The organism is Lonepinella koalarum (assembly GCF_004565475.1).
Classification (GTDB): Bacteria; Pseudomonadota; Gammaproteobacteria; order Enterobacterales; family Pasteurellaceae; genus Lonepinella; species Lonepinella koalarum.
The window spans coordinates 16,176-40,809 of the sequence record NZ_SRHX01000008.1 but is presented as its reverse complement, the minus strand read 5'-3'; the positions used below and the strand labels follow the sequence as shown (position 1 = coordinate 40,809).

Annotated in this window: 23 protein-coding genes; 18 read left to right on the top strand and 5 right to left on the bottom strand. The window is 40.6% G+C overall.

Annotation, left to right across the window (positions count from 1 at the left end; translation table 11 throughout):
* Positions 1-177 precede the first annotated feature (177 nt).
* The 8 genes from thrA to E0709_RS09885 all read left to right on the top strand — a co-directional run bounded on the left by thrA (position 178) and on the right by E0709_RS09885 (position 10,062).
* Positions 178-2,628: a bifunctional aspartate kinase/homoserine dehydrogenase I gene (gene thrA, locus E0709_RS09920; protein ID WP_132302644.1), complete on the top strand. Its 2,451-nt coding sequence runs from the start codon at positions 178-180 to the stop codon at positions 2,626-2,628.
* Between the two features lie 35 nt (positions 2,629-2,663).
* Entirely contained in the window at positions 2,664-3,614 is a 951-nt protein-coding gene (gene thrB, locus E0709_RS09915; RefSeq protein WP_132302645.1) for a homoserine kinase, read from the top strand.
* A 109-nt stretch (positions 3,615-3,723) separates the two neighbouring features.
* Complete coding sequence (gene thrC / locus E0709_RS09910; RefSeq protein ID WP_132302646.1) at positions 3,724-4,998, top strand: threonine synthase; 1,275 nt, start codon at positions 3,724-3,726, stop codon at positions 4,996-4,998.
* Between the two features lie 56 nt (positions 4,999-5,054).
* Entirely contained in the window at positions 5,055-5,399 is a 345-nt protein-coding gene (locus E0709_RS09905; protein ID WP_132302647.1) for an ArsC family reductase, read from the top strand.
* Between the two features lies 1 nt (position 5,400).
* Positions 5,401-6,528: a succinyl-diaminopimelate desuccinylase gene (dapE, locus tag E0709_RS09900; RefSeq protein ID WP_132302648.1), complete on the top strand. Its 1,128-nt coding sequence runs from the start codon at positions 5,401-5,403 to the stop codon at positions 6,526-6,528.
* Between the two features lie 121 nt (positions 6,529-6,649).
* Entirely contained in the window at positions 6,650-7,330 is a 681-nt protein-coding gene (locus E0709_RS09895; protein WP_132302649.1) for a M15 family metallopeptidase, read from the top strand.
* A gap of 39 nt (positions 7,331-7,369) precedes the next feature.
* Positions 7,370-8,536: an EmrA/EmrK family multidrug efflux transporter periplasmic adaptor subunit gene (locus E0709_RS09890; RefSeq protein WP_132302650.1), complete on the top strand. Its 1,167-nt coding sequence runs from the start codon at positions 7,370-7,372 to the stop codon at positions 8,534-8,536.
* An 11-nt stretch (positions 8,537-8,547) separates the two neighbouring features.
* On the top strand, positions 8,548-10,062 hold the full coding sequence (locus E0709_RS09885; RefSeq protein WP_132302651.1) for a DHA2 family efflux MFS transporter permease subunit: 1,515 nt from the start codon (positions 8,548-8,550) through the stop codon (positions 10,060-10,062).
* A 64-nt stretch (positions 10,063-10,126) separates the two neighbouring features.
* On the opposite strand, the gene E0709_RS09880 is transcribed toward E0709_RS09885, so the two are convergent.
* Positions 10,127-10,726 carry a YajG family lipoprotein gene (locus E0709_RS09880; RefSeq protein WP_132302652.1) on the bottom strand — a complete coding sequence of 200 codons (600 nt, stop codon included), beginning with the start codon at positions 10,724-10,726 and terminating at the stop codon, positions 10,127-10,129.
* Positions 10,727-10,826: 100 nt separating this feature from the next.
* Here E0709_RS09880 and E0709_RS09875 point away from each other — a divergent pair, with 100 nt between their 5' ends.
* The 10 genes from E0709_RS09875 (at position 10,827) to mnmA (ending at position 19,926) form a co-directional block, all read left to right on the top strand.
* Positions 10,827-11,138 (top strand): BolA family protein, encoded by a 312-nt coding sequence (locus E0709_RS09875; protein ID WP_132302653.1) that lies wholly within the window; start codon positions 10,827-10,829, stop codon positions 11,136-11,138.
* A gap of 282 nt (positions 11,139-11,420) precedes the next feature.
* Positions 11,421-12,752 carry a Na(+)-translocating NADH-quinone reductase subunit A gene (locus tag E0709_RS09870; protein ID WP_132302654.1) on the top strand — a complete coding sequence of 444 codons (1,332 nt, stop codon included), beginning with the start codon at positions 11,421-11,423 and terminating at the stop codon, positions 12,750-12,752.
* Positions 12,753-12,756: 4 nt separating this feature from the next.
* A complete protein-coding gene (locus tag E0709_RS09865) occupies positions 12,757-13,995 on the top strand; it encodes an NADH:ubiquinone reductase (Na(+)-transporting) subunit B (RefSeq protein ID WP_132302655.1) in 1,239 nt (412 codons plus the stop codon).
* Positions 13,988-14,755 (top strand): Na(+)-translocating NADH-quinone reductase subunit C, encoded by a 768-nt coding sequence (locus E0709_RS09860; RefSeq protein ID WP_132302656.1) that lies wholly within the window; start codon positions 13,988-13,990, stop codon positions 14,753-14,755. The genes E0709_RS09865 and E0709_RS09860 overlap by 8 nt, the downstream gene beginning before the upstream one ends.
* A complete protein-coding gene (locus tag E0709_RS09855; protein ID WP_132302657.1) occupies positions 14,755-15,378 on the top strand; it encodes an NADH:ubiquinone reductase (Na(+)-transporting) subunit D in 624 nt (207 codons plus the stop codon). Before E0709_RS09860 ends, E0709_RS09855 begins: the two co-directional genes overlap by 1 nt.
* Before the next feature lies 1 nt (position 15,379).
* Positions 15,380-15,976, top strand: coding sequence for an NADH:ubiquinone reductase (Na(+)-transporting) subunit E (gene nqrE, locus E0709_RS09850; protein WP_132302658.1), 597 nt, complete (start codon positions 15,380-15,382; stop codon positions 15,974-15,976).
* A 10-nt stretch (positions 15,977-15,986) separates the two neighbouring features.
* On the top strand, positions 15,987-17,216 hold the full coding sequence (gene nqrF / locus E0709_RS09845; protein WP_132302659.1) for an NADH:ubiquinone reductase (Na(+)-transporting) subunit F: 1,230 nt from the start codon (positions 15,987-15,989) through the stop codon (positions 17,214-17,216).
* A gap of 137 nt (positions 17,217-17,353) precedes the next feature.
* The gene (locus E0709_RS09840; protein WP_132302660.1) at positions 17,354-18,394 is read left to right on the top strand and encodes an FAD:protein FMN transferase; all 1,041 of its coding nucleotides are present in this window, start codon (positions 17,354-17,356) and stop codon (positions 18,392-18,394) included.
* A 13-nt stretch (positions 18,395-18,407) separates the two neighbouring features.
* Positions 18,408-18,650, top strand: coding sequence for a (Na+)-NQR maturation NqrM (nqrM, locus tag E0709_RS09835; protein ID WP_132302661.1), 243 nt, complete (start codon positions 18,408-18,410; stop codon positions 18,648-18,650).
* A 124-nt stretch (positions 18,651-18,774) separates the two neighbouring features.
* A complete protein-coding gene (gene mnmA / locus E0709_RS09830) occupies positions 18,775-19,926 on the top strand; it encodes a tRNA 2-thiouridine(34) synthase MnmA (RefSeq protein WP_194965394.1) in 1,152 nt (383 codons plus the stop codon).
* Positions 19,927-19,978: 52 nt separating this feature from the next.
* Here mnmA and E0709_RS09825 read toward each other — a convergent pair whose 3' ends face one another.
* From E0709_RS09825 to E0709_RS09810, 4 genes are read right to left on the bottom strand one after another with little or no spacing between them, the layout of a single operon-like run.
* Complete coding sequence (locus E0709_RS09825) at positions 19,979-20,617, bottom strand: bifunctional 4-hydroxy-2-oxoglutarate aldolase/2-dehydro-3-deoxy-phosphogluconate aldolase (protein ID WP_132302663.1); 639 nt, start codon at positions 20,615-20,617, stop codon at positions 19,979-19,981.
* Positions 20,618-20,635: 18 nt separating this feature from the next.
* Positions 20,636-21,772 carry a porin family protein gene (locus E0709_RS09820; RefSeq protein WP_132302664.1) on the bottom strand — a complete coding sequence of 379 codons (1,137 nt, stop codon included), beginning with the start codon at positions 21,770-21,772 and terminating at the stop codon, positions 20,636-20,638.
* A gap of 11 nt (positions 21,773-21,783) precedes the next feature.
* Positions 21,784-23,187 (bottom strand): glucuronate isomerase, encoded by a 1,404-nt coding sequence (uxaC, locus tag E0709_RS09815; RefSeq protein ID WP_132302665.1) that lies wholly within the window; start codon positions 23,185-23,187, stop codon positions 21,784-21,786.
* Positions 23,188-23,198: 11 nt separating this feature from the next.
* On the bottom strand, positions 23,199-24,623 hold the full coding sequence (locus E0709_RS09810; protein WP_132302666.1) for an MFS transporter: 1,425 nt from the start codon (positions 24,621-24,623) through the stop codon (positions 23,199-23,201).
* Between the last annotated feature and the right edge of the window lie 11 nt (positions 24,624-24,634).

Genomic DNA, 24,634 nt, shown 5'->3' with positions numbered 1-24,634 from the left:
TCGGAAAAAACGAATGCAATTAAACCGCACTTTTGCAATGATGATTATGACCACCACTATTATGACGATTAATGGGGCGGGTTAGTGCGTAATAAGATTCAACGAAACCCGCAACTGGTTAAAAGTGCGGGTTTTTTTATACAAAATTTTAAATATTCACAACATTAAGGAAACATTATGCGAGTACTCAAATTTGGTGGCACTTCTTTAGCTAACCCTGAACGTTTTTTACAAGCAGCAGAGCTTATTGAAAAAGCCCATTTAGAAGAACAGGCAGCGGGGGTTTTATCGGCACCCGCTAAAATCACCAACCACCTTGTCGCCATTTCAGAAAAAGCCAGTCTAAACCAACCTACCGAAGATCATTTTAGTGAAGCACTTGATATTTTCTATAATATTATCAATGGATTACATGAAAAAAATAATAAATTTGATTTGGCTGGTACAAAATCCTTAATTGATGCAGAATTTGCTCAAATTAAACAATTAGATGCGGAAATTCGCCAAGCAGGTAAAGTAGATGATGCGGTGAAAGCGACCATTGACTGTCGTGGTGAGAAGTTATCTATTGCGATGATGAAAGCTTGGTTTGAAGCCTGTGGTTATCAGGTGACCTTAATTGATCCGGTACAAAAATTATTAGCCAATGGTTCCTATTTAGAAAGTAGCGTCGATATTGCCGAATCTACTAAACGTGTTGATGCTAGTTCAATCCCAACCAAAAATGTAGTACTTATGGCTGGGTTTACGGCGGGTAATGAAAAAGGCGAACTCGTGCTGTTAGGCCGTAATGGTTCAGATTATTCAGCGGCTTGTTTGGCAGCCTGTTTACATGCCAGTGTATGTGAAATTTGGACGGATGTAGATGGTGTATTTACTTGTGATCCTCGTTTAGTACCAGATGCGCGCTTATTACCAAGCCTTTCTTATCGTGAAGCCATGGAGTTGTCTTATTTCGGTGCGAAAGTGATTCATCCACGCACTATCGGACCGTTGGTAGAACCGAAAATTCCTTGCTTAATCAAAAATACCGGCAACCCGGATGCTCCAGGTTCTATCATTGACGGAGAAGAACGTGCATCTAATGGTTTGCAAGTGAAAGGGATCACCAATTTGGATAATGTCGCCATGTTTAATGTGTCTGGCGCAGGTATGCAAGGTATGGTCGGCATGGCCGCGCGAGTGTTTTCTACTATGTCAAAAGCGGGTGTGTCGGTGATTTTAATTACCCAATCTTCTTCTGAATATAGCATTAGTTTCTGTGTGCCAACCAAAGCCATGGATAAAGCTAAAGCTGCTTTAAATGTGGAATTTGCCAATGAATTAGCGTCCAAAGCCCTTGATCCTGTGGAAGTGAGCCATGATTTATCTATTATTTCAGTGGTTGGCGATGGCATGAAACAAGCCAAGGGGATTGCGGCTAACTTTTTTTCTGCGTTAGCCAGTGCGAATATTAGTATTGTGGCGATTGCACAAGGATCTTCGGAACGTTCTATTTCTGCCGTGGTACCTTTAAATAAAGCCATTGAAGCCGTACGTGCTACCCACCAATCTCTTTTTAATAACAAAAAAGTGGTGGATATGTTTCTGGTCGGCGTTGGCGGCGTCGGTAGCGAGTTAATTGAGCAAATTAAACGTCAGCGGGAATATTTAGCAAAAAAGGATATTGAAATCCGAGTGTGTGCCTTAGCCAATTCGAATAAAATGCTGCTCAATGAAAATGGCTTGAATTTGGACAATTGGAAAGAAGATTTAGCCCATGCGATGCAACCTTCTGATTTTGATGTGTTATTGTCATTTATTAAATTACATCATGTGGTCAATCCGGTCTTTGTGGATTGTACATCTTCCGATTCTGTGCCAGCTTTATATGCGCGTGCGTTAAGTGAAGGGTTTCACGTGGTGACACCGAATAAAAAGGCAAATACTCGAGAACTCGAATACTATAATTTACTGCGTGAAAATTCGCGTGGCACACAGCGTAAGTTTTTGTATGATACCAATGTGGGCGCCGGTTTGCCGGTGATTGAAAACTTACAAAATCTGCTCGCTGCCGGTGATGATGTGGTGAAATTTAACGGTATTTTATCAGGCTCATTATCCTTTATTTTTGGTGAATTAGAAACGGGCAAAACTCTATCAGAAATCACCGCACTTGCACGTGAAAAAGGCTTTACCGAACCTGATCCAAGAGATGATTTATCGGGGACTGATGTGGCACGTAAGCTATTAATTTTAGCCCGTGAAATTGGTTTAAACCTTGAATTAGACGATATTGAAGTAGATAGTGTGCTACCAAAAGGCTTTAGCGAAGGCAAAAATGTCGATGAATTTATGGCAATGTTACCGCAATTAGATGCGGAATTTGCACAGCGAGTAGCAAAAGCCAAAGCCGATGGGAAAGTATTGCGTTATGTGGGTCAGATTGAAAACGGCAAATGTAAGGTGTCTATTGTTGCCGTGGACGGTGATGATCCTTTATATAAAGTGAAAAACGGTGAAAATGCGTTGGCGTTTTACACTCGCTATTACCAGCCGATTCCGTTGTTATTGCGTGGTTATGGGGCGGGTAATGCGGTGACTGCCGCAGGAATCTTTGCCGATATTCTCAGAACATTGAAATCCTAATAACGGCAAAAAGAATAGCAATAAGGACAGCCAGTATGACAACATTACGAATTTATGCCCCTGCATCCAGTGCCAATATTAACGTGGGCTTTGACACGCTCGGGGCGGCGATTTCGCCCATTGACGGCTCGTTGCTTGGCGATGTGGTGCAGATTGAAGAAATTGAGCAGGGTTTTGAGCTGGAAAATGCAGGTTATTTTGTGCGGAAATTGCCTAAAGAACCGCAAAAAAATATTGTCTATCAAGCCTATGTGTTATTTAGCGAACGCTTTAAATTGCGTGGCGGAAAAACCAAAGGCTTACGTTTAACCCTTGAAAAAAATATGCCGATTGGTTCTGGGCTTGGCTCAAGTGCTTGCTCTATTGTGGCAGCCTTGGTAGCGTTGAATAATTTCCATGATCAACCGTTCTCAAAAATGGAATTATTGGAAATGATGGGCGAGTTGGAAGGTCGCATTTCAGGCTCGATTCATTATGATAATGTGGCACCTTGTTATTTGGGTGGTGTGCAGTTAATGGTGCAAAGTTTAGGCAATATCAGCCAAAAATTACCGTTTTTTGACAGCTGGTATTGGGTGTTGGCGTATCCGGGCATTGAAGTGTCCACCGCCGAAGCCCGTGCCATTTTGCCGAAAAGCTACACTCGTCAAGATATGATCGCCCACGGTCGCCATTTAGGCAGTTTTGTGCATGCGTGCCACACGGGGCAAGATGTGTTGGCGGCGATTATGATGAAAGATGTCATCGCCGAACCTTATCGAGCAGCATTATTGCCAAACTTCGCCGAAGTGAAACAAGCCAGCCGCGATCTCGGGGCATTGGTGAGTGGCATTTCAGGATCAGGACCCACTATGTTTAGCATTACGCCAGATTTAGCCACGGCAACCAAAGTGGCAAATTACCTTGAAAACCATTATCTGCAAAACAACGAGGGTTTTGTGCATATTTGCAAAGTGGATAATGCAGGGGCAAGGGAATTGGGGTAGAATGTCATTATTCGTAGGGGCGTATTGCATACGCCCATAACAACCGTAGCGTATTGCATACGCCCAAATCACCCAATTAAATGAAAAAAACGACAAAAACGGAACAACCATGAATTTATACAACATCAAACACCCAACCGAACAAGTCAGCTTCGCCCAAGCCGTCCGCCAAGGTTTAGGCAAAGATCAGGGCCTATTTTTCCCTGAAACCATTCCCCAATTTCACAACATTGACGAACTGTTGGCGTTGCCCTTAGTGGAACGTAGCCAAAAAATCTTAGGGGCATTAATCGGCGATGAAATCCCAACGGATAAGCTTAACGCCATGATTGAAAACGCCTTTACGTTTCCTGCCCCTGTGGCGAAAGTGGCAGACAATATTTACGCCTTAGAATTATTCCACGGGCCCACCTTGGCGTTCAAGGATTTCGGCGGTCGCTTTATGGCACAAGCATTGGCTACCGTGCGTAAAGATGGCAAAATCACCATTTTGACTGCCACTTCGGGCGACACGGGAGCAGCCGTGGCTCACGCATTCTACGGGTTAGAAAACATTGAAGTGGTGATTTTGTATCCAAAAGGCAAAATCAGCCCGTTGCAAGAAAAATTATTCTGCACCCTTGGCGGCAATATTCGCACTGTGGCGATTAATGCGGATTTTGATGCCTGTCAAGCCTTGGTAAAACAAGCCTTTGATGATGAAACACTCCGCCAAACTATCGGCTTAAATTCTGCCAACTCCATTAATATCAGCCGTTTATTGGCACAGGTTTGCTACTATTTTGAAGCGGCAGCACAGTTGACCGCCGAACAACGTCAAAACTTGGTGGTGTCCGTGCCAAGTGGCAATTTCGGCAACTTAACCGCAGGCTTAATCGCCAAAACCTTGGGCTTACCAATTAAACGCTTTATTGCGTCCACCAACGCCAACGACACCGTGCCACGCTATTTACAAACAGGCGAATGGTCGCCAAATGCCACCGTGGCAACGCTGTCCAATGCCATGGATGTCAGCCGTCCAAACAACTGGCCAAGAGTGGAAGAATTATTTAAACGCAACGGCTGGAATTTAAGCGAATTAGGCAGTGGGGCATTAAATGATGCCCAAACCGAAACCGCCTTAAAAGCCCAATACGCCCAAGGTTATTTATGCGAACCACACGGAGCGATTGCCTACCAAGTGTTAAGCGAACAACTACAAGCAGGCGAAACAGGGCTTTTCCTTTGCACCGCTCACCCTGCCAAATTCAAAGAAAGTGTAGAACGCATTTTAGACATCGAATTGCCACTGCCCGAAGCCTTGGACAAACACAATAAATTGCCGTTATTGTCCGATGAAATGGACGCTGATTTTGTGGCGTTAAGAGCATACTTGTTGAAGTAACCAGAAAAAAGTGCGGTGAAATATTAACCGCACTTTTCTTTTGTAAAGGATAAATAATGATAAAAGTGTATGGCATCAAAAACTGTGACACCGTGAAAAAAGCCCTCAAATGGCTAAGCGATAACCATGTGGAGCATCAATTACACGATTACCGTGTAGACGGGCTACCTGCTGATTTTTTAATTCAAGCAGAACGCCAATTTGGTTGGCAGAATTTAGTCAATAAACGTAGCACCACTTGGCGAAATTTAGATGAAAAGGTGAAAAAAACGTTGGAAAAAAACACCGCACTTCAAGTGCTAACAGACCAACCCACCTTAATTAAACGCCCGATTATTTTGCAAGAAGAGATTGCGTTGATTGGGTTTGATGAAACCGACTATCAATCTGCTTTTAAATAAAATGAAAAACGATATTCTCTCCCTTGCTCAAAATTTAATCCGCCGTCCATCTATCAGTCCTGATGATCAAGGTTGTCAACAAGTCATTGCTGAACGCCTTGAAAAACTGGGGTTTAGCATTGAATGGTTGCCTTTTAATGATACGCTCAATCTATGGGCTAAACATGGCACGACAGCCCCAATTTTTGCCTTTGCAGGGCATACTGATGTGGTGCCAGCTGGTGATGAGAATCAATGGACATATCCGCCTTTTTCCGCTGAAATTGTCGGTGATATGCTGTATGGACGTGGGGCGGCGGATATGAAAGGATCGCTGGCGGCAATGGTGGTGGCAGCGGAAGAATTTGTGAAAGCCAATCCAAATCATCAAGGTACAGTGGCGTTGTTAATCACTTCCGATGAAGAAGCAGCAGCCAAAGATGGCACGGTGCGAGTGGTGGAAACCCTGATGGCAAGGGGAGAAAATATTGATTATTGTCTTGTCGGCGAGCCATCCAGTTCCCAAACCCTTGGCGATATGGTCAAAAATGGCAGACGGGGATCGCTCACAGGGAATTTGTATATTCAAGGTATTCAAGGGCATGTGGCTTATCCGCATTTGGCGGAAAATCCTGTACATAAAGCTGTGCCATTTTTGCAGGAACTGACCACTTACCAATGGGATAAAGGCAATGAATTTTTTCCGCCAACCAGTTTACAAATTGCTAATATTCAAGCTGGCACTGGCAGTAATAATGTGATTCCAGGGGAGCTTTTTGTACAATTTAATTTACGCTATTGCACCGAAGTGACCGATGACATCATTAAAAATAAAGTTGCTGAAATGTTGGCAAAACATGGATTAAAATATTGCATTGAGTGGAATTTATCAGGCAAACCGTTTTTAACCAAGCTAAATAAATTGGTGCAAGCGGTTGTTGAAGCCCTTGAAAAAATCGTCAATATTTCACCGCAGTTAGACACCGGCGGAGGTACGTCTGATGCCCGTTTTATCGCCTTAATGGGCGGTGAAGTGGTGGAACTTGGACCGCTGAATCGCACGATTCATAAAGTGGATGAGTGTGTGAGTGTAACGGATCTTGCAATATTGGGAAAGGTTTATAAAAGTATATTGGAAAAATTATTGTAACAAATGACTACATATTTGCATGCAAGATTAAACGTGGTATAGCTACAGCGTAGCATTACGTTGTTAACTCTGTACGCAAGTGCAGAGTAAGATTATGTTTACTAAAAACCAAGACAAAAATATGAAATTAACTATCGATCAATTAACCGGTAAATCCCGTACCCATTTAGTGTCATTACCTTGTCCACATTCGCCAAATCATTTCTTGCAACCGCAGGCGATGAAAGCCTTTCAAGGGTTGCAACAAAGTGCGGTGCAAAATGGCTTTAATTTACAGCCAGCCAGTAGCTTTCGGGATTTTCAACGCCAGCAGTTAATTTGGAATGCGAAGTTTAATGGGGCACGAAAAGTGCATGATGATCAGGGCAATCCGATTGATTTAAACCAACTTTCTGATTGGCAAAAAGCTCAGACAATTTTGCGTTGGTCAGCCATGCCGGGAGCAAGCCGTCATCATTGGGGAACAGAAATTGATTTTTTTGATCCCGATTTATTACCCGTCAATCAATCTTTGCAACTCGAGCCTTGGGAATATCAACAAGGTGGCTATTTTTATGAATTAAGCCAATTTCTACAGGAAAAATTATCACACTTTGATTTTGCCTTGCCTTTTATGCAATATAATCAATATTTTAATATTGGGCGTGAGCCTTGGCATATCAGCTATTTGCCGTTGGCAGACATTGCTCAACAGCAATTTTGTCCAGAAATATTATTAGCCAGTTGGCAAAATGAAGAGATTGCCGGGAAAATAACCTTAATTCGCAATATAAATGAGATTTTTATGCGTTTTTTGAACTAAAATAGACAGCCGTCTTGTAAATGAATAAGGAATTATAATATGTCAGAAGAAACCAATTTTCCTTCAAGTAAAAAGAAAAATCGTAAAAAAGCCCTAGTTATTTTTATCTTTATTTTATTATTGCTCGCGTTAGTCACCGGACTTTATTGGTTCTTTTTTGTGAAAGGCTATGAAAGCACCGACGATGCTTATGTGAGTGGAAATCAAGTGATGATTTCATCACAAGTAAGTGGCAATGTTCAGCAAATTAACGCGGATAATATGGATTTTGTACGAGCGGGGGAACAGTTATTATCTTTAGATAACAGCGACTTACAACTTGCCTTTGAACAAGCTCAAAGTAATTTAGCCAGTGCTGTTCGTCAAGTTTCCCAATTAAATTATACCATCAAACAACTCTCTGCTGCGGTGCAAAGTAAAACCGTTAGCCTTGAGCAGGTGCGTGGTAATTTACAACGGCGTGAACAGTTAAATAAAACGCAATCTATTGATAAAGAAAGTTATTTACACGCTAAAGAAGCGGTAGAATTGGCAAAAGTAGATTTAATTGCCACGCAAAATCAATTGAGCGCTAATCAAGCATTATTACTGGATGTACCATTAGATCAGCAACCGAGTGTTTTGCATGCGGTGAGCCAGTTAAAACAGGCGTGGTTAAATTTACAACGCAGTAAAATTGTCAGTCCGATTGATGGTTATGTGGCGCGTCGTTCAGTACAAGTGGGACAAAAAGTCGCCGTGGGATCGGCATTGTTGGCGGTTATTCCAGTTGATCAAATGTGGATTGATGCCAATTTCAAAGAAACCCAATTAAGATATATGCGACTTGGTCAACCAGTCAAAGTAAAAGTGGATTTATACGGCGATAAAGTGGAATTTAACGGAAAAGTATCTGGGATTGATATGGGAACAGGTAGTGCCTTTTCTTTATTGCCAGCCCAAAATGCGACGGGTAACTGGATTAAAGTGGTGCAACGTGTGCCTGTGCGTATTGCGTTAGAACCTGAGCAGTTGCAAAAATATCCGCTACGTATCGGGTTATCTTCTCAAGTGGAAGTGAATGTACAGCAAACCGACGGTGATGTATTGCGAACCGCACGTGATCAAACTCAACAACAAACGCTCTATTCCACTTCTAGCTTAGTTTATGATCAAACTGCGGTGGAAAATTTAGTGAATTCTATTATTTCGCAAAATACCTACTAAGGCGGTTCGCTATGCAAAAACCAGTTCATGGGGTGGCACTTGCCATAATGACCATTGCCTTAGCGTTGGCCACTTTTATGCAAGTGTTGGATTCGACCATTGCGAACGTTGCCATTCCAACCATTGCAGGGGATTTAGGAGCGTCAACTAGTCAAGGAACTTGGGTTATTACGTCTTTTGGGGTGGCAAATGCCATTGCCATTCCGATTACTGGTTGGTTGGCAAAACGCTTTGGCGAAGTGCGGTTGTTTTTGTTGGCGGTGTTAGGTTTTGTGGTCGCCTCTTGGCTATGTGGTATTTCACATAGCCTTGAAATGCTGATTTTATGTCGTGTGCTACAGGGCTTAGCCGCGGGTCCCATTGTTCCTCTTTCGCAAAGTTTATTATTAAATAATTATCCGCCCGAAAAACGAGGCATGGCGTTGGCGTTTTGGTCTATGACCGTGGTGGTAGCCCCTATTTTTGGACCGATTCTTGGTGGTTGGATTAGTGATAATTTACACTGGGGATGGATCTTCTTTATCAATGTACCGATTGGGTTAGCCGTGATGTTTATGACGTGGAAAACCTTGGGCGATCGTGAAACGCCGACCCAGCACAGTCCAGTGGATTTAATCGGGTTAAGTCTATTAGTGTTAGGTGTAGGTTGCTTGCAATTAATGCTCGACCAAGGGCGTGAACAGGACTGGTTTAATTCCACTGAAATTGTGGTATTAACCATCGTTTCCGTTGTTGCCTTAATTGCGTTAATTATTTGGTCATTGACCGATGATAATCCGATTATTGATGTGTCTTTATTTCAGCGACGAAATTTTGTAATTGGCTGTTTATGTTCTAGTTCAGCTTTTTTAGTTTATCTCGGTTCTGTGGTGCTGATTCCGTTGTTATTACAACAAGTTTATGGCTACACTGCCACGTGGGCGGGGCTAGCTGCTGCACCAGTGGGTATATTGCCGATCTTTCTATCACCGATTATCGGACGATTTGGGCATAAAATTGATATGCGAATTCTGGTAACATTCAGTTTTATTATGTTTGCAGTGACATTCTATTGGCGTGCTGTTACCTTTGAAACGTCCACCACCTTTTGGGATTTTGCTTTGCCGCAATTTATACAAGGTTTTGCCGTAGCGTGTTTCTTTATGCCGTTAACCACCATTACATTATCAGGTTTACCCCCACAAAAAATGGCATCCGCCTCCAGTTTATTTAACTTCTTACGGACGTTAGCCGGTTCGGTCGGCACCTCATTAACCACCTTTTTATGGTACCGCCGTGAAGCCATGCATCACACCCGTTTAACCGAAATGATTACGCCGTATGACTATAATTCACAAGTGTATTATCAAACGCTCGGTCAATTGGGGTTAAATGATACACAAATTTCCAGTATGTTGGCTCAGACTATTACGGGACAAGGCTTTATTATTGGCGCAAATGAAATCTTTTGGTTGTCTGCAATTTTATTTTTATTGCTGGTTATCGTGGTATGGTTTGCCAGACCACCCTTTGGTGGACGGCATTAAAATATAGCAAAAGTGCGGTGAAAAAATAAAAATTTTTTCACCGCAGTTAGCTTGAATAAGAATGTTAATTTACATAACGGCTAATTGCACCAGCAATTTCAGTGTCTTTATATAATGCAGAAACTACGTCTGTTAAAGTCGCATCCAGAGATTTTTGAATATCGTTATTATTTACCCCTAAAGCCCCTTCATCAATGCGGCTTGCACCAAAGTTTTTGGTGAAATTGCCTTGAATGCCTTGGACATGAATTTCTAACTGGATTTTAGAGGTGATTTTATGCCGAATATTACCTTCTTCTACTTTGGCATAGAATTCTTTTACGGTGACTAACACGTTCGTATTCACGCCACTATCGGCTAAACGGAAGCCTTTTGCATTTAAATCTTGTTGAACCACTTGTTGAAATAATTTTTCTACTGCTGGAGAAGAATATAGTTTGAATAAGGCACTATTTAGCGTGTAACTAGAAACTTCTGATTGACTACGCCCGTCTTTACTTACGACATTCACAATGGCTTTTTGATTTTGGGTATTAAATGCAGTGGTTGCTGTTGGGGATTGTGGGTTAAAGGTTAATGTGTTACTTGGCATGCTTGAACAGCCTGCCAGTAAAATAGCACTGGCTAGGCATGCTCCAAATGATAATTTTTGCATTAATTTCATAATTGCTCCTTAATGTTAAAATTTTATATGACTATATTCTTGCAAACTTCATGAATAATGTATAGCCTTTCCATATCAATTTTATGTTAGGAACTTATTTATGTCAAAACAACAAGCACTAGCGCAGCGATTAATGGCTGAATTTCAACCGCACTTTGTGAAAGTCGAGAACGAAAGTTATATGCATAATTCAGGGAAAGGGGCAAATTCACATTTTAAAATAGTGTTAGTCAGCGACAAATTTAACGGTATTCGTCAAGTCGCTCGTCATCGCCTGATTTATCAACTATTTGCTCAAGATCTTGCGAATGGTATTCATGCCTTAGCCTTACATACGTATACCTTAACGGAATGGCAAAATTTGCAAGGGAATTATCCTAAGTCACCAACTTGTACTGGAGTTGGTTTGTAACGCTTTCTTAGTATATTAAAATATTTTCACCTTTTTTTAACAAAAACACGTAAAAAAATACGGTTAAACTGGAAGAACGATCGGATTTTAGTTAAAATACTTCGTTATTATTGTTTTTTATGAACAACAACACTGAATTTGAGTTTTTATTTTTATGATTTCTTGGGGGCTGTCTTTTCTTCTCTCCAATGTTATCGCTCAAAGTGCGGTCATTATTTTAGTTAATTTTGTTGCAAAAATAATGGCTTAATTTTCAACCCTAACGAAAAAGTAGTGCAAATAATGATTACGATTAAAAAAGGCTTGGATCTTCCCATTGCGGGAAAACCAGAACAAGTAATCCGTGACGGTAATACCGTGACTGAAGTTGCTATGCTTGGCGAAGAGTATGTGGGTATGCGTCCTTCAATGAAGGTGCGTGAAGGTGATGTGGTGAAAAAAGGTCAGGTGCTTTTTGAAGATAAAAAGAATCCGGGCGTCGTTTTCACAGCTCCTGCAAGTGGTACTGTAACTGCGATTAATCGTGGCGCTAAGCGTGTGTTACAATCTGTGGTTATTCATCTGGAAGGTAACGAACAAGAAACATTTACGAAATATGATGTGCGTGCCTTAACCCAATTAACTGAACAACAAGTACGTCAGAATTTACAATCCTCAGGCTTATGGACAGCATTTCGTACTCGCCCATTTAGCAAAATTCCTACGGTAGATGCCGTACCATCATCTATTTTTGTGAATGCCATGGATACTAGTCCACTGGCAGCAGATCCTGCGGTGGTTATTAGTCAACATGCAGAAGATTTCACTCATGGTTTAACGGTATTAAGTCGTTTACATGATAAAATTCATTTAGTCAAAGCACCTGAATTAAGTGTAGCAAGTGTTAATGGTGTGACTGTGCATGAAGTCAAAGGGGTACATCCAGCAGGCTTAGTAGGGACACATATTCACTTTATTGATCCCGTAAGTATTAGCAAACAAGTATGGCATTTGAATTATCAAGATGTGATTGCTATTGGTAAATTATTTACCACTGGTGAATTATTTACTGATCGCGTGGTTTCTTTAGCGGGTCCACAAGTGAAAAAACCATGTTTGGTACGTACTCGTTTGGGGGCGAATTTATCCCAATTGACCGCAAATGAAGTCAAAGACGGAAACAATCGCGTAGTATCAGGTTCTGTTTTACATGGTGCAATTGCCAACGGACCACATGATTACTTAGGGCGTTATGCCTTGCAAGTCTCCGTATTGGAAGAAGGCGAAGGTTTAGAGTTCTTTGGTTGGATCACCCCACAACCGGATAAATATTCTATTACTCGTACGGTATTAGGACATTTCTCAAAAAAACTATTTAATTTTACCACCGAGATTCACGGTAGTGAGCGGGCAATGGTGCCAATTGGTTCTTTTGAACGAGTGATGCCGTTGGATATTTTACCAACGATGCTATTGCGTGATCTTGCATCAGGTGATACGGACGGGGCGCAAGCCTTAGGCTGTTTGGAGCTAGATGAAGAAGATTTGGCACTTTGTACTTATGTTTGTCCAGGTAAAACCGATTACGGTGCTTTACTCCGTCAAGCATTAGAAAAAATCGAGAAGGAAGGTTAATACTATGGTTTTTCTGAAAAATTTATTTCACAAACTTGAGCCTGCGTTCTTACCCGGTGGCAAATTTGAGAAGTTTTATACCATATTTGAGGCAATGTACACCTTGCATTTCACGCCCGGTCAAGTTGCTAAGGGTACTACTCATGTACGTGATGCCATCAGCTCTAAACGGATGATGATTACCGTGTGGCTGGCGTTATTTCCTGCGGCTTTTTACGGTATGTATAACGTAGGACATCAATCCATTCATGCCATTGCCAGCCTCGGTACCACCGTGGAAGCCTTAGCAGCACAAGATTGGCATTATGGCTTAATTCAATGGTTAAACCTTGATACTGCTGTTACTGCTGGTGTCGGCAGTAAAATGGCTATAGGTGCAGTGTTTTTCTTACCGATTTATTTATTAGTCTTCGGTTTAGGTTCATTGATTGAGATGATTTTCGCTATTGTGCGTGGTCATGAAATTAATGAAGGGGTATTCGTTACCACCATTTTATTTGCCTTAATCGTGCCACCAACCTTGCCATTATGGCAAGCTGCGCTTGGTATTACTTTCGGTTTAGTGGTAGCCAAAGAAGTATTTGGGGGAGTCGGTAAAAACTTTATGAACCCGGCGTTAGCAGGTCGTGCATTCTTGTTCTTTGCGTATCCGGCACAGATTTCAGGTGATGCAGTGTGGACAGCAGCCGATGGTTTCTCTGGTGCCACTGCACTTTCCCAATGGGCTCAAGGTGGCGAAGTCGCATTAAAACATATTTCTACCGGTCAACCGATTGTGTGGATGGATGCGTTTTTAGGTAACTTACCGGGTTCTATGGGGGAAGTTTCTACCTTGGCATTGATTATCGGTGGTTTGATGATCGTATTTGCGCGCATTGCTTCTTGGCGTATTATTGCTGGTACCATGATAGGGATGATTTTGACATCAACCTTATTCAATTTCATTGGTTCCGACACCAACCCTATGTTCTCTATGCCTTGGCATTGGCACTTGGTATTAGGAGGCTTTGCGATCGGTATGATCTTTATGGCAACCGATCCAGTTTCTGCTTCCTTTACCAATAAAGGTAAATGGTGGTATGGTGGTTTAATCGGGGTGATGGCAGTGTTAATTCGTGTGGTCAACCCAGCTTACCCAGAGGGCATGATGTTAGCGATTTTATTCGCCAATCTATTTGCGCCATTATTCGACTATTTAGTAGTTCAAGCAAATATCAAACGTCGGAGAGCACGCAATGGCTAAATTTAATAAAGATAGTGTCGGCGGCACCTTAACCGTCGTGGTATTGCTGAGTTTGGTCTGTTCACTCATTGTGGCAGGGGCAGCTGTGTTGTTAAAACCAACCCAAGAGATTCAAAAACAGTTGGATAAACAACGCAATATTTTACAAGTAGCAGGTCTGTTACAAGAAAACACCAATGTGCAAGCAGTCTATGCTCAACGTATTGAAGCCAAATTGGTGGATCTTGATAGCGGCGATTATGTTGATGGTCCAGCAGATTTTGATGCTGCCAAAGCAGCAAAAGATCCTGCACAAAGCACCGCACTTTCGCCAGAAGAAGACATCGCTGGGATTCGTAACCGTGCTAACTTAGCTGAAGTGTATTTAGTGAAAGATGAAAATGATAAAGTTAGCCAGATCGTTGTACCGTTTTACGGTCGTGGTCTTTGGTCAACCATGTATGGCTTTATGTCAATTCAACCAGACGGTAATACCATTAACGGGATCACCTACTACGACCAAGGGGAAACTCCGGGGTTAGGTGGTGAAATTGAAAATCCACGTTGGCAAGCTCAGTTCCCAGGTAAAAAATTGCTTGATGAGCAAGGCAACCCAGCCTTACATGTCGGTAAAGGGGCAAGTGCTGATAAAGAACATGGTATTGATGCCATTTCTGGTTCAACCTTAACTAGTAATGGTGTGGATCATTCTTTCAAATTCTGGTTCGGTCAAAAAGGTTTTGGCCCATATCTAGCAAAATTAAAAGCGGAGGCTAACTAATGGCTGCTTCTAATCTGAAAAAATTGTTACTCTCGCCAATTGTCGATAGTAACCCAATTGCTTTACAAATTTTGGGGATCTGTTCCGCTTTAGCGGTGACCACTAAATTGGAAACCGCATTTGTGATGACCATTGCGGTAACTTTTGTGGTGTCATTCTCAAATTTGTTTATTTCCATTATTCGTAACTATGTGCCAAACAGCATTCGTATTATTGTGCAAATGGCGATTATTGCCTCATTGGTTATTTTGGTTGACCAAATTTTGCGTGCTTATGCTTATGGTTTATCTAAACAGCTTTCGGTTTTCGTTGGTTTGATTATTACCAATTGTATCGTAATGGGACGTGCGGAGGCCTTTGCCATGAAATCAGGTCCAGTGGAAAGTTTCGTCGATGGGATCGGTAATGGTTTAGGCTATGGAGCGATTTTAATTGCGGTTGCCTTTATTCGTGAGCTGATTGGTTCAGGTAAATTATTTGGTGCCACCATTTTCCAAACCATTAATGAGGGCGGCTGGTATCAAACTAACGGCTTATTCCTGTTAGCACCAAGTGCATTCTTTATTATCGGTTTCCTAATTTGGGGTATTCGTACTTGGAAACCTGAGCAAGTGGAGAAATAACATGGAACATTATATTAGTCTATTTGTAAAATCTGTATTCGTAGAGAATATGGCGCTTTCTTTCTTCCTTGGTATGTGTACATTCCTTGCAGTATCAAAAAAAGTATCTACTTCTTTCGGTCTTGGGATTGCGGTTATCGTGGTATTAGGCATTGCCGTACCCGCTAACCAATTAGTTTATACCCATATTCTGAAAGAAAATGCCTTAGTGGAAGGGGTGGATTTGAGTTTCTTAAACTTCATCACTTTTATCGGCGTGATTGCTGCGTTAGTACAAATTCTTGAGATGGTATTAGATAAATTCTTTCCAGCCCTTTATAGTGCACTGGGGATCTTCTTACCATTGATCACGGTAAATTGTGCCATTTTCGGCGGTGTATCCTTTATGGTACAACGTGAATACAACTTCCCAGAATCTGTGGTGTACGGTATTGGTGCTGGTACTGGCTGGATGTTGGCTATCGTGGCTCTTGCAGGCTTAACCGAAAAAATGAAATATGCTGATGTACCAGCGGGTTTACGTGGTTTGGGGATTACCTTTATCACCGTAGGTTTAATGGCGTTAGGCTTTATGTCATTCTCAGGCATTCAATTATAAGGAGCATATCGTGGATAGTAATTTTATTTTCGGTATCGGCATTTTTACAGCCCTTGTATTAGTGCTTGCAGTGGTTATTTTATTCGCTAAATCTAAATTAGTGGATTCAGGCGATATTACCATTTCCATCAATGATGATCCTGAAAAAGCGATCACATTGCCAGCAGGTGGTAAATTATTAGGGGCACTAGCTAGCAAAGGAATTTTCGTTTCATCGGCTTGCGGTGGCGGTGGCTCTTGCGGTCAATGTGTGGTAAAAGTGAAATCAGGCGGCGGTGAAATTCTGCCAACCGAGCTTTCTCATATTACCAAACGGGAAGCCAAAGAAGGTTATCGCTTATCTTGTCAGGTAAACGTAAAATCTTCCATGGATATTGAATTGCCAGAAGAAATCTTTGGCGTGAAAAAATGGGAATGTACCGTTATCTCTAACGATAACAAAGCCACGTTCATCAAAGAGTTAAAATTGGCAATCCCTGAGGGTGAAGAAGTGCCATTCCGTGCTGGTGGGTATATTCAGATTGAAGCTGAACCACATACTGTGGCATACAAAGACTTCGATATTCCAAAGGAATACCACGAAGACTGGGATAAATTTGATCTCTGGCGTTATGTGTCAAAAGTGGACGAACCTATTGTGCGTGCTTACTCTATGGCATCTTATCCTGAAGAAAAAGGCATTATTATGCTTAACGTGCGTATTGCGACACCGCCACCACGTAACCCAGACGTGCCGCCAGGTCAAATGTCTTCTTACATTTGGTCATTAAAACCAGGTGATAAAGTCACGATTTCAGGTCCATTTGGTGAATTTTTTGCTAAAGATACCGATGCTGAAATGGTGTTTATCGGCGGTGGTGCAGGTATGGCACCAATGCGTTCGCATATCTTCGACCAGTTAAAACGTTTACACAGTAAACGTAAAATAACGTTTTGGTATGGTGCACGTTCAAAACGCGAAATTTTCTATGAGGAAGATTTTGATATGTTGGCGCGTGAAAATGACAACTTTGAATGGCATATTGCCTTATCAGATGCGTTACCAGAAGATAACTGGACAGGTTACACTGGCTTTATTCACAACGTGCTTTATGAAAACTATCTGAAAAATCACGAAGCCCCAGAAGATTGTGAATATTATATGTGTGGACCACCAGTGATGAATGCTGCGGTGATCAAAATGTTAGAGAGCTTAGGCGTTGAACACGAAAATATCTTATTAGATGATTTTGGAGGTTAACCTTTATTCCCATACTTAGGTATGGGGCTAAGCATGGTGACGCTACTCCGTAGCTTTATAGAAAAGATGCGGAGCATCGTTATTCTTTATAACCCTGTACGTAAGTGCAGGGTTGAAAACATAAATAAAGCAATAAAATGAAATATTCTATAAAATATTTATTCACACTAGTTTTAAGCCTGTTACTCGTGGCGTGTAGTAAAGATCCTGAGATTATCACTCTAACAGGCAAAACCATGGGAACCACCTATCACATCAAATATATTGATGATGGTAAAGTCAGCCAAAAAGTAGAACAAGCTCATGAACAAATTGAAGTCATTTTGAAACAGGTAAATGACCAAATGTCCACCTATATTCCTACCTCAGAGTTAAGCCGTTTTAATCAAAATACACAGATTAATCAACCAATTGAGATTTCTCCTGAATTGGGTAAAGTCATTACCGAATCACTTCGCTTAAATAAATTAACTGACGGTGCATTAGATGTCACCGTTGGACCTTTAGTCAATTTATGGGGATTTGGACCCGATAAACGCCTAGATAAAGAACCTAGCCAACAAGAATTAAATGAATGTTTAGCATTAGTTGGCATTAACAAGCTCAAACTTACTCAAAGTGCGGAGAAATTTAGTTTAGAAAAAAGCATTCCTGAGCTTTATATAGATTTATCATCTATTGCCAAAGGTTATGGTGTCGATCAAGTGGCGGGTTATCTTGAAACAATCGGCACTCAAAATTATTTAGTGGAAATTGGTGGCGAAATTCGTGCTAAAGGTAAAAATGCTGAACAAAAAACATGGCAAATTGCCATTGAACAACCGAATCTTGACGGCAGCCGCACCATTCAACAGGTCATCGGTTTAGACAATATTGGCATGGCAACCTCGGGCGATTACCGCAATTATTTTGAACAAGACGGCGTGCGTTATAGCCATGAAATTGATCCAAAAACAGGCTATCCAGTGCAACATCATTTAGCTTCGATTACCGTATTACATCCGTCAGCTATGACCGCAGACGGTTTATCCACAGGCTTATTTGTTCTTGGCGAAGAAAAAGCCTTGGAAATTGCCGAACAACAAGGGATTGCGATTTTCATGATCATCAAAACCGATAACGGCTTTGAAACAAAAACGTCTTCAAAATTCACCTCACTTTTAGCGGAACAAAATTAATTAAGGAGATATTATGCAAGTTTTTTTAGTGACCTTTGGCATTTTTATGCTAGTTATTTTTGGTATGGCGTTGGGTTATATTGTCAAACGTAAATCTATTCAAGGGAGCTGTGGGGGCATTTCATCGTTAGGGATGAAAAAAGTTTGTGACTGTGACGAACCTTGTGACGACTTGAAAAACAAAGTTGCCAAAGGGGATGCAGATCCGAAAGAATTAGAACGGTTTACTAAACCTGCCTTTTATGAAGTAAAATAATTACTGCTCCGTATTAGCCATACGGGGATACGCAAATCATGATGCTTTGCATCTTTAGACCAGCTACGGAGTAGCGTCACCATGTTTAACCCCATACGTGAGTATGGGGGAAGAGAACAAAATTATGCAATCGATCACTTACAACACACATTTTCCGCCACTCACTGCCGATCAGCTCACTTACAACCAAAGCAAAAAAGTCATCGTGGGTATGTCAGGTGGCGTAGATTCTTCCGTATCCGCCTTTATCCTACAACAACAAGGCTACCAAGTGGAAGGCTTGTTTATGAAAAACTGGGAAGAAGATGATGATACCGACTACTGTACTGCTACAGCCGATCTAGCCGATGCACAAGCAGTTTGCGATAAACTAGGTATTCACTTACATAAAATCAATTTTGCAGCGGAATATTGGGATAATGTGTTCGAACATTTCTTAACTGAATATAAAGCTGGTCGCACGCCAAATCCTGATATTTTGTGCAACAAAGAAATTAAATTCAAAGCCTTTTTAGAATATGCGGCAGAAGACCTAGGTGCAGATTATATCGCTACAGGGCATTATGTTCGCCGTTCAGGTGATGATGAGCATGCTCAATTATTACGTGGTTTAGATAGCAATAAAGATCAAAGCTATTTCCTTTATACCTTAAGCTATCAACAAGTTGGACAAAGCCTGTTCCCAGTTGGTGATATTGAAAAACCAATTGTACGAGCTATAGCGGAAGATCTCGGCTTAGTCACCGCGAAGAAAAAAGATTCTACTGGCATTTGTTTTATCGGCGAACGCAAATTCAAAGATTTCTTAGCTCGTTATTTGCCTGCTCAACCTGGTGAAATTCGTACAGTGGACGGTAAGTTAGTCGGTCATCACGATGGGTTAATGTATCACACCTTAGGACAACGCAAAGGCTTAGGAATTGGCGGTGTACAAGGATTAAGCGAAGATCCTTTCTACGTGGTTGAAAAAGACTTAATTAACAATGTATTGATCGTGGCTCAGGGACATGATAATTCCGCCCTGCTTTCCATGGGTTTGACTGCCAGCCAACTACATTGGGTAGATCGCCAACCTATCCGCCAACCGTTACGTTGCACAGTAAAAACTCGCTATCGTCAAAGCGATATTCCTTGCAAAATTATCCCCATCAACGATGATAATATTCGAGTGATATTTGACGAGCCACAAATCGCCGTCACCCCAGGACAAAGTGCGGTATTTTATCAAGGAGAAATTTGTCTGGGGGGGGGGGTGATTGAAACACAAGTTAAATAATCAATAAAACCGCGGTGAAAAAAACAAATATTTTTCACCGCAATCCAAACTATTATTTTACCAACTCTACAACTTCCTTCGTCAACCGCCCAATCTCATCCCACTTTTTCTGCTTGATCAAGGCTTTTTCTACAAACCAAGATCCACCACAAGCAACCACATTTGAAATGGCTAGATAGTCTTTAATATTGGTCGGTGAAATTCCCCCTGTTGGCATAATTTGCAAATTGCCGTAAGGACCAAGTAAGGCTTTAATCATTTTCACCCCACCGCTGGCTTCTGCTGGAAAAAATTTTACTGCGGTGATACCAAATTCTAATGCAGCTTCAATGGACATTGGATTATTCACTCCGGGGGTAATTGGCAAACCTAGATCTTGACAGAGTTGTACAATTTTTGGGTTAAATCCTGGAGTAACAATGGCATCTGCTCCTGCGTTCTTAGCAGCGACCACTTGTTCTGCGGTCAACACAGTACCTGCTAAAATTAACACATCAGGAAAATGCTGACGCACCAATCGAATAGATTCTTCCGCTGCTGCCGAGCGGAATGTGATTTCTGCCACAGGCAAGCCATTGTCAGACAAGGCCTTGACAAGTGGTAAACTATCTTGTGCATCATCCACGGCGATAACAGGGACGACTTTTAGTGTTTTTAATTTTTCAATAATTTGTTCGGTAGTGTATAACATTGTTTTTCCTTAATGAAATTAGTAAATTATCCGAAGTCCTAAAATAGTTGCATTTTCTCGAGTACGCTTATATTCACTGCTTGAATTTGCGGTTGAAGGCTCGTAAGTTTTTGTTCGAATAGTTTGCCATTCTAATGCAACACGAACATATTTAGGAATAATATAATATTCTGTTCCTATTTTAAATTTTTTTACTTTGCCTTTATAGGTTGGTGCATCATTTAGCAAATGTTTCACTTTGTTATGGGTATCCATATATTGAGAATAAATTGCCCATTGTGGCGTGAGATCTTGCCAAATTAAAAAACGTGCTTCAGTTTCGGTGCGATCTTCTGTTAAAGATTTAATTGATTTGGTAAGACGTTGATCTAAATCGAATGCGATAGTGGTTTTATCATAACTATAAGATGACCCCATACTATAAATTGTAGTACGCCCAGTACGATCAGTATTGGTAACGTGATTACGCATTTGGCTAAAACCAACAGCTAACACATATTTTTGACGATCATCAATTTGTTGTTTATGAATAACACCTAAACCCCAAACATTTTTACGCTTATTCGCCAATTTTGTTTGAAAAACAGAAAGTGATTCTGCTCCACCATAATATGCACCAAATTCTAAACCTTTAATTGCACCTTTATTAACATACTGGAAAACTTTACGTTCAACTGAACGTTGTAAACCGTCCGCAATAGAATGTGTATTGGCTTTATCAGTTTGTTTTATATAATCAGTAAATACATTCTGATTACCATAAGTAAATTCACCATATATTTTATGACCAAATCCACCAAAAAAAGTATGAGAATACAATTTACCAAAATTATGTCGATGATGATGTGCATAACCTGTTGTAGAGCCAAAACGCAATTGATTGTGAAGGCGTAAGTAATAATCACCACCGACTGATTGTTGAAGATTCATATAGATACGCGTGCTATCATTTTGCACAGGTGTATGATAATGGGTTTTGGTACGAATATCCGTTGCTGCATTACTTGTTTTTGTTGAAGTCGTAATATAACTTAAACTCAAGCCACCATAAATATCAAATCTAGTACCTGTCTCTTTATTATCAATAACATTCCACGCTAAAACAGAAGGACTCACTAATACAATGCTAAAAAAAATAGTAAATGTCTTTTTCATATTCATGACCTTTATTTGAAATAATTTTTTGCATTATTAAAGCAAATATTTTTTACCATATTGCCAAGTAATGCTAAATCATTCGGTGCTTCGCCATTTTCAACCCAATTTCCGAGCATTTCGCATAGAATACGACGGAAATATTCGTGGCGAGTATAAGATAAGAAGCTGCGTGAATCGGTCAGCATTCCGACAAATTGGCTGAGTAAACCGAGTTGCGAAAGTTGTTGCAGCTGGCGTTCCATACCGTCTTTCTGATCATTAAACCACCAGCCAGATCCAAATTGAATTTTGCCTGCAATACCACCGCCTTGGAAGTTGCCAATTAGGCTTGCGATCATTTCGTTATCCCGTGGATTTAGGCAATATAAAATGGTTTTCGGTAGCTGATCGGTTTGATCCATCGCATCAAGCAATTTAGCCAAAGGTTCAGCGAAAATGCGATCACCAATGGAATCATAACCACTGTCAGCGCCTAATAAACGGAACATTCGGCTATTCGTATTGCGAATTGCACCAATGTGATATTGCATCACCCAGTTACGCGCGTGATACTGTTTGCCTAACCAAACCAAAATTGCGCTGCTAAATTGGGCAATTTCAAGCTCAGTGTGCGCCGATTTTTTCAAACCATTTTGCAAAATTTGATCTAATACTTTTTCATCAGGAATTGGCGCAAAACGCACCACTTCAATGCCGTGATCGGCAGATTTACAACCGTGTTGATCGAAATGATCCAAGCGTTGTAATAAGGCTTGCTGCAAATCAGCAAAACGTCGAATCTCAATATTAGTCAGTTCGCCTAATTTTTCGATATAGTCGGCAAACTGTGGCAAATCGATTTTAAATACTTTATCTGGTCGCCAGCTTGGTGTTACTTCCACATCGAAAGTCGGATCGAGCGCAATCTGTTTGTGGTATGCCAAACCATCAATCGGATCGTCTGTTGTGCCGACCATTTTTACATTCATTTGGCGCATAATACCGCGCGTTGAAAATTCAGGTTGTTGTAATAACTCATTACAGTGCGCCCAAATTTTTTCGGCATTTTGCGGATTAAATAAGGTATTACTAACGCCAAACGGACGGCGCAGTTCTAAATGCGTCCAGTGATAAATGGGATTGCCAATACAAAGTGGAACGGTTTTCGCCCACGCTTGATATTTTTCATAAGGGCTGGCATTGCCTGTAATAAAACATTCATCAACGCCTGCAGTACGCAATGCACGCCATTTATAATGATCCCCTTCTAGCCAAATTTCCGCTAGATTATTAAATTGGCGATTCTCAGCAATTTCTTTTGGCGATAAATGGCAGTGGTAATCATAAATTGGCTGATTTTTAGCATAATCGTGATATAAGCGTTTGGCTGTATCAGTGGATAATAAAAAATCTTCGTTCATAAAGGTTTTCATTTTATTTTTCCTTATTGATTATTTTGATTGGGTTGTAATGTACGCATTGCCAGTTCACTCATATTTTTTTCAACCATCGATTTAGATAATGGATACCAATATTGCAATATAATAAAAATCAACAAGGCTGAAATAGCAGGAATAAGCGTGGCAACATTATAAATATGCTCTAATGTTTCAGGGGATTGTTTAGGTACATTTGCGGTATAGCCGACAAAACTTAATACAAAACCGCCTAAACCGCCAGCCAGTGCTTGTCCCAGTTTACGTGCAAAGGAATAAACAGAATAGATTGTGCCATCTTCACGCACATTACTTTTTAAATATTGATTATCGATAATATCTGCGATAAACGCCCAAATAATAATCATAAAATAGTTAAAGGTTAAGGCAGCAATTGTAATCAAGACAAGATAAGCCCATAAATTTTCTACACGTAAAATAAACAGGGCAAAATAAATAACACTAGTAATCAGCATTCCCACCGCAGCGGACTCTTTTTTACCAAAACGTTTTACTAACATTGGTGCAAAAGGCACCATGGCAAACGTGCAGGCAACAGGAATAATACCACCAATCGATAAACCAAGTTTATTATTAAAATAATCAATATATAAATAAGGATTTAATGTGCCTGTAGATAAACTAGAGAGCAGTAAAATAATAGCGACAAGAATAAAAATCTGTAATGGACGATTGCTTTTAATCCCTGAAAAAATACTCGTAACATCTTTTACACAACTTTGTTTGCTATGTTGACGCTCTGTATCCGGTAATTTAATTCTTTCAATCGTAAAACGATAACAAATTTGGTAGAGAATAAAAGCTAAAATCGTAAAGACCGCCATAATAACAGTAAACATTTCTGGCTGAATAACCTGTTTACCATCAATTTCTTTATAAATAAGTAATGGCACAATAGAGGTTATCAATAAAATGGCAATATTTGCACCAATTGCTCTAAATCCAGATAATGCTGCGCGATCTTCAGGTTTAGCACTAATAACGGTTGCCATTGATCCATAAGGAATATTTACTGCGGTGTAAGAAAAACTGCCCCATAAAATATAAGTTACAACCACATACGCTAATTTTAGTGGATACGCCCAATCTTTAACGACATAAACAAACATTAAAAAACCAGTAATACAAACAAAAGGTGATGCACGTTTAATCCATGTTCTAAAACGCCCATCTTTACCTGCTTTTGATGTATCTAATAAACGTCCCATACCAATATCGGTAAATGCATCAATAACTCGCGCACTTAAAAATAATAAACCCACTACATAACCAGGAATTTCAAGCACATTAGTATAAAATAGCATTAAGAAAAATGCTGCCATAATAAAAGTTAAATCATTGGCTAAATCACCACACAGATAAGCAATTTTATCTATTAAGCCAAATTCTCTATTGCCATTATTAAAACGCATATAAAGCTCCT

Bases quoted from the DNA above. Each gene is read 5' to 3' on its own strand.
- thrA (WP_132302644.1), top strand. From the start codon at position 178: ATGCGAGTACTCAAATTTGGTGGCACTTCTTTAGCTAACCCTGAACGT.
- thrB (WP_132302645.1), top strand. From the start codon at position 2,664: ATGACAACATTACGAATTTATGCCCCTGCATCCAGTGCCAATATTAAC.
- thrC (WP_132302646.1), top strand. From the start codon at position 3,724: ATGAATTTATACAACATCAAACACCCAACCGAACAAGTCAGCTTCGCC.
- E0709_RS09905 (WP_132302647.1), top strand. From the start codon at position 5,055: ATGATAAAAGTGTATGGCATCAAAAACTGTGACACCGTGAAAAAAGCC.
- dapE (WP_132302648.1), top strand. From the start codon at position 5,401: ATGAAAAACGATATTCTCTCCCTTGCTCAAAATTTAATCCGCCGTCCA.
- E0709_RS09895 (WP_132302649.1), top strand. From the start codon at position 6,650: ATGAAATTAACTATCGATCAATTAACCGGTAAATCCCGTACCCATTTA.
- E0709_RS09890 (WP_132302650.1), top strand. From the start codon at position 7,370: ATGTCAGAAGAAACCAATTTTCCTTCAAGTAAAAAGAAAAATCGTAAA.
- E0709_RS09885 (WP_132302651.1), top strand. From the start codon at position 8,548: ATGCAAAAACCAGTTCATGGGGTGGCACTTGCCATAATGACCATTGCC.
- E0709_RS09880 (WP_132302652.1), bottom strand. From the start codon at position 10,726: ATGAAATTAATGCAAAAATTATCATTTGGAGCATGCCTAGCCAGTGCT.
- E0709_RS09875 (WP_132302653.1), top strand. From the start codon at position 10,827: ATGTCAAAACAACAAGCACTAGCGCAGCGATTAATGGCTGAATTTCAA.
- E0709_RS09870 (WP_132302654.1), top strand. From the start codon at position 11,421: ATGATTACGATTAAAAAAGGCTTGGATCTTCCCATTGCGGGAAAACCA.
- E0709_RS09865 (WP_132302655.1), top strand. From the start codon at position 12,757: ATGGTTTTTCTGAAAAATTTATTTCACAAACTTGAGCCTGCGTTCTTA.
- E0709_RS09860 (WP_132302656.1), top strand. From the start codon at position 13,988: ATGGCTAAATTTAATAAAGATAGTGTCGGCGGCACCTTAACCGTCGTG.
- E0709_RS09855 (WP_132302657.1), top strand. From the start codon at position 14,755: ATGGCTGCTTCTAATCTGAAAAAATTGTTACTCTCGCCAATTGTCGAT.
- nqrE (WP_132302658.1), top strand. From the start codon at position 15,380: ATGGAACATTATATTAGTCTATTTGTAAAATCTGTATTCGTAGAGAAT.
- E0709_RS09840 (WP_132302660.1), top strand. From the start codon at position 17,354: ATGAAATATTCTATAAAATATTTATTCACACTAGTTTTAAGCCTGTTA.
- nqrM (WP_132302661.1), top strand. From the start codon at position 18,408: ATGCAAGTTTTTTTAGTGACCTTTGGCATTTTTATGCTAGTTATTTTT.
- mnmA (WP_194965394.1), top strand. From the start codon at position 18,775: ATGCAATCGATCACTTACAACACACATTTTCCGCCACTCACTGCCGAT.
- E0709_RS09825 (WP_132302663.1), bottom strand. From the start codon at position 20,617: ATGTTATACACTACCGAACAAATTATTGAAAAATTAAAAACACTAAAA.
- E0709_RS09820 (WP_132302664.1), bottom strand. From the start codon at position 21,772: ATGAAAAAGACATTTACTATTTTTTTTAGCATTGTATTAGTGAGTCCT.
- uxaC (WP_132302665.1), bottom strand. From the start codon at position 23,187: ATGAAAACCTTTATGAACGAAGATTTTTTATTATCCACTGATACAGCC.
- E0709_RS09810 (WP_132302666.1), bottom strand. From the start codon at position 24,623: ATGCGTTTTAATAATGGCAATAGAGAATTTGGCTTAATAGATAAAATT.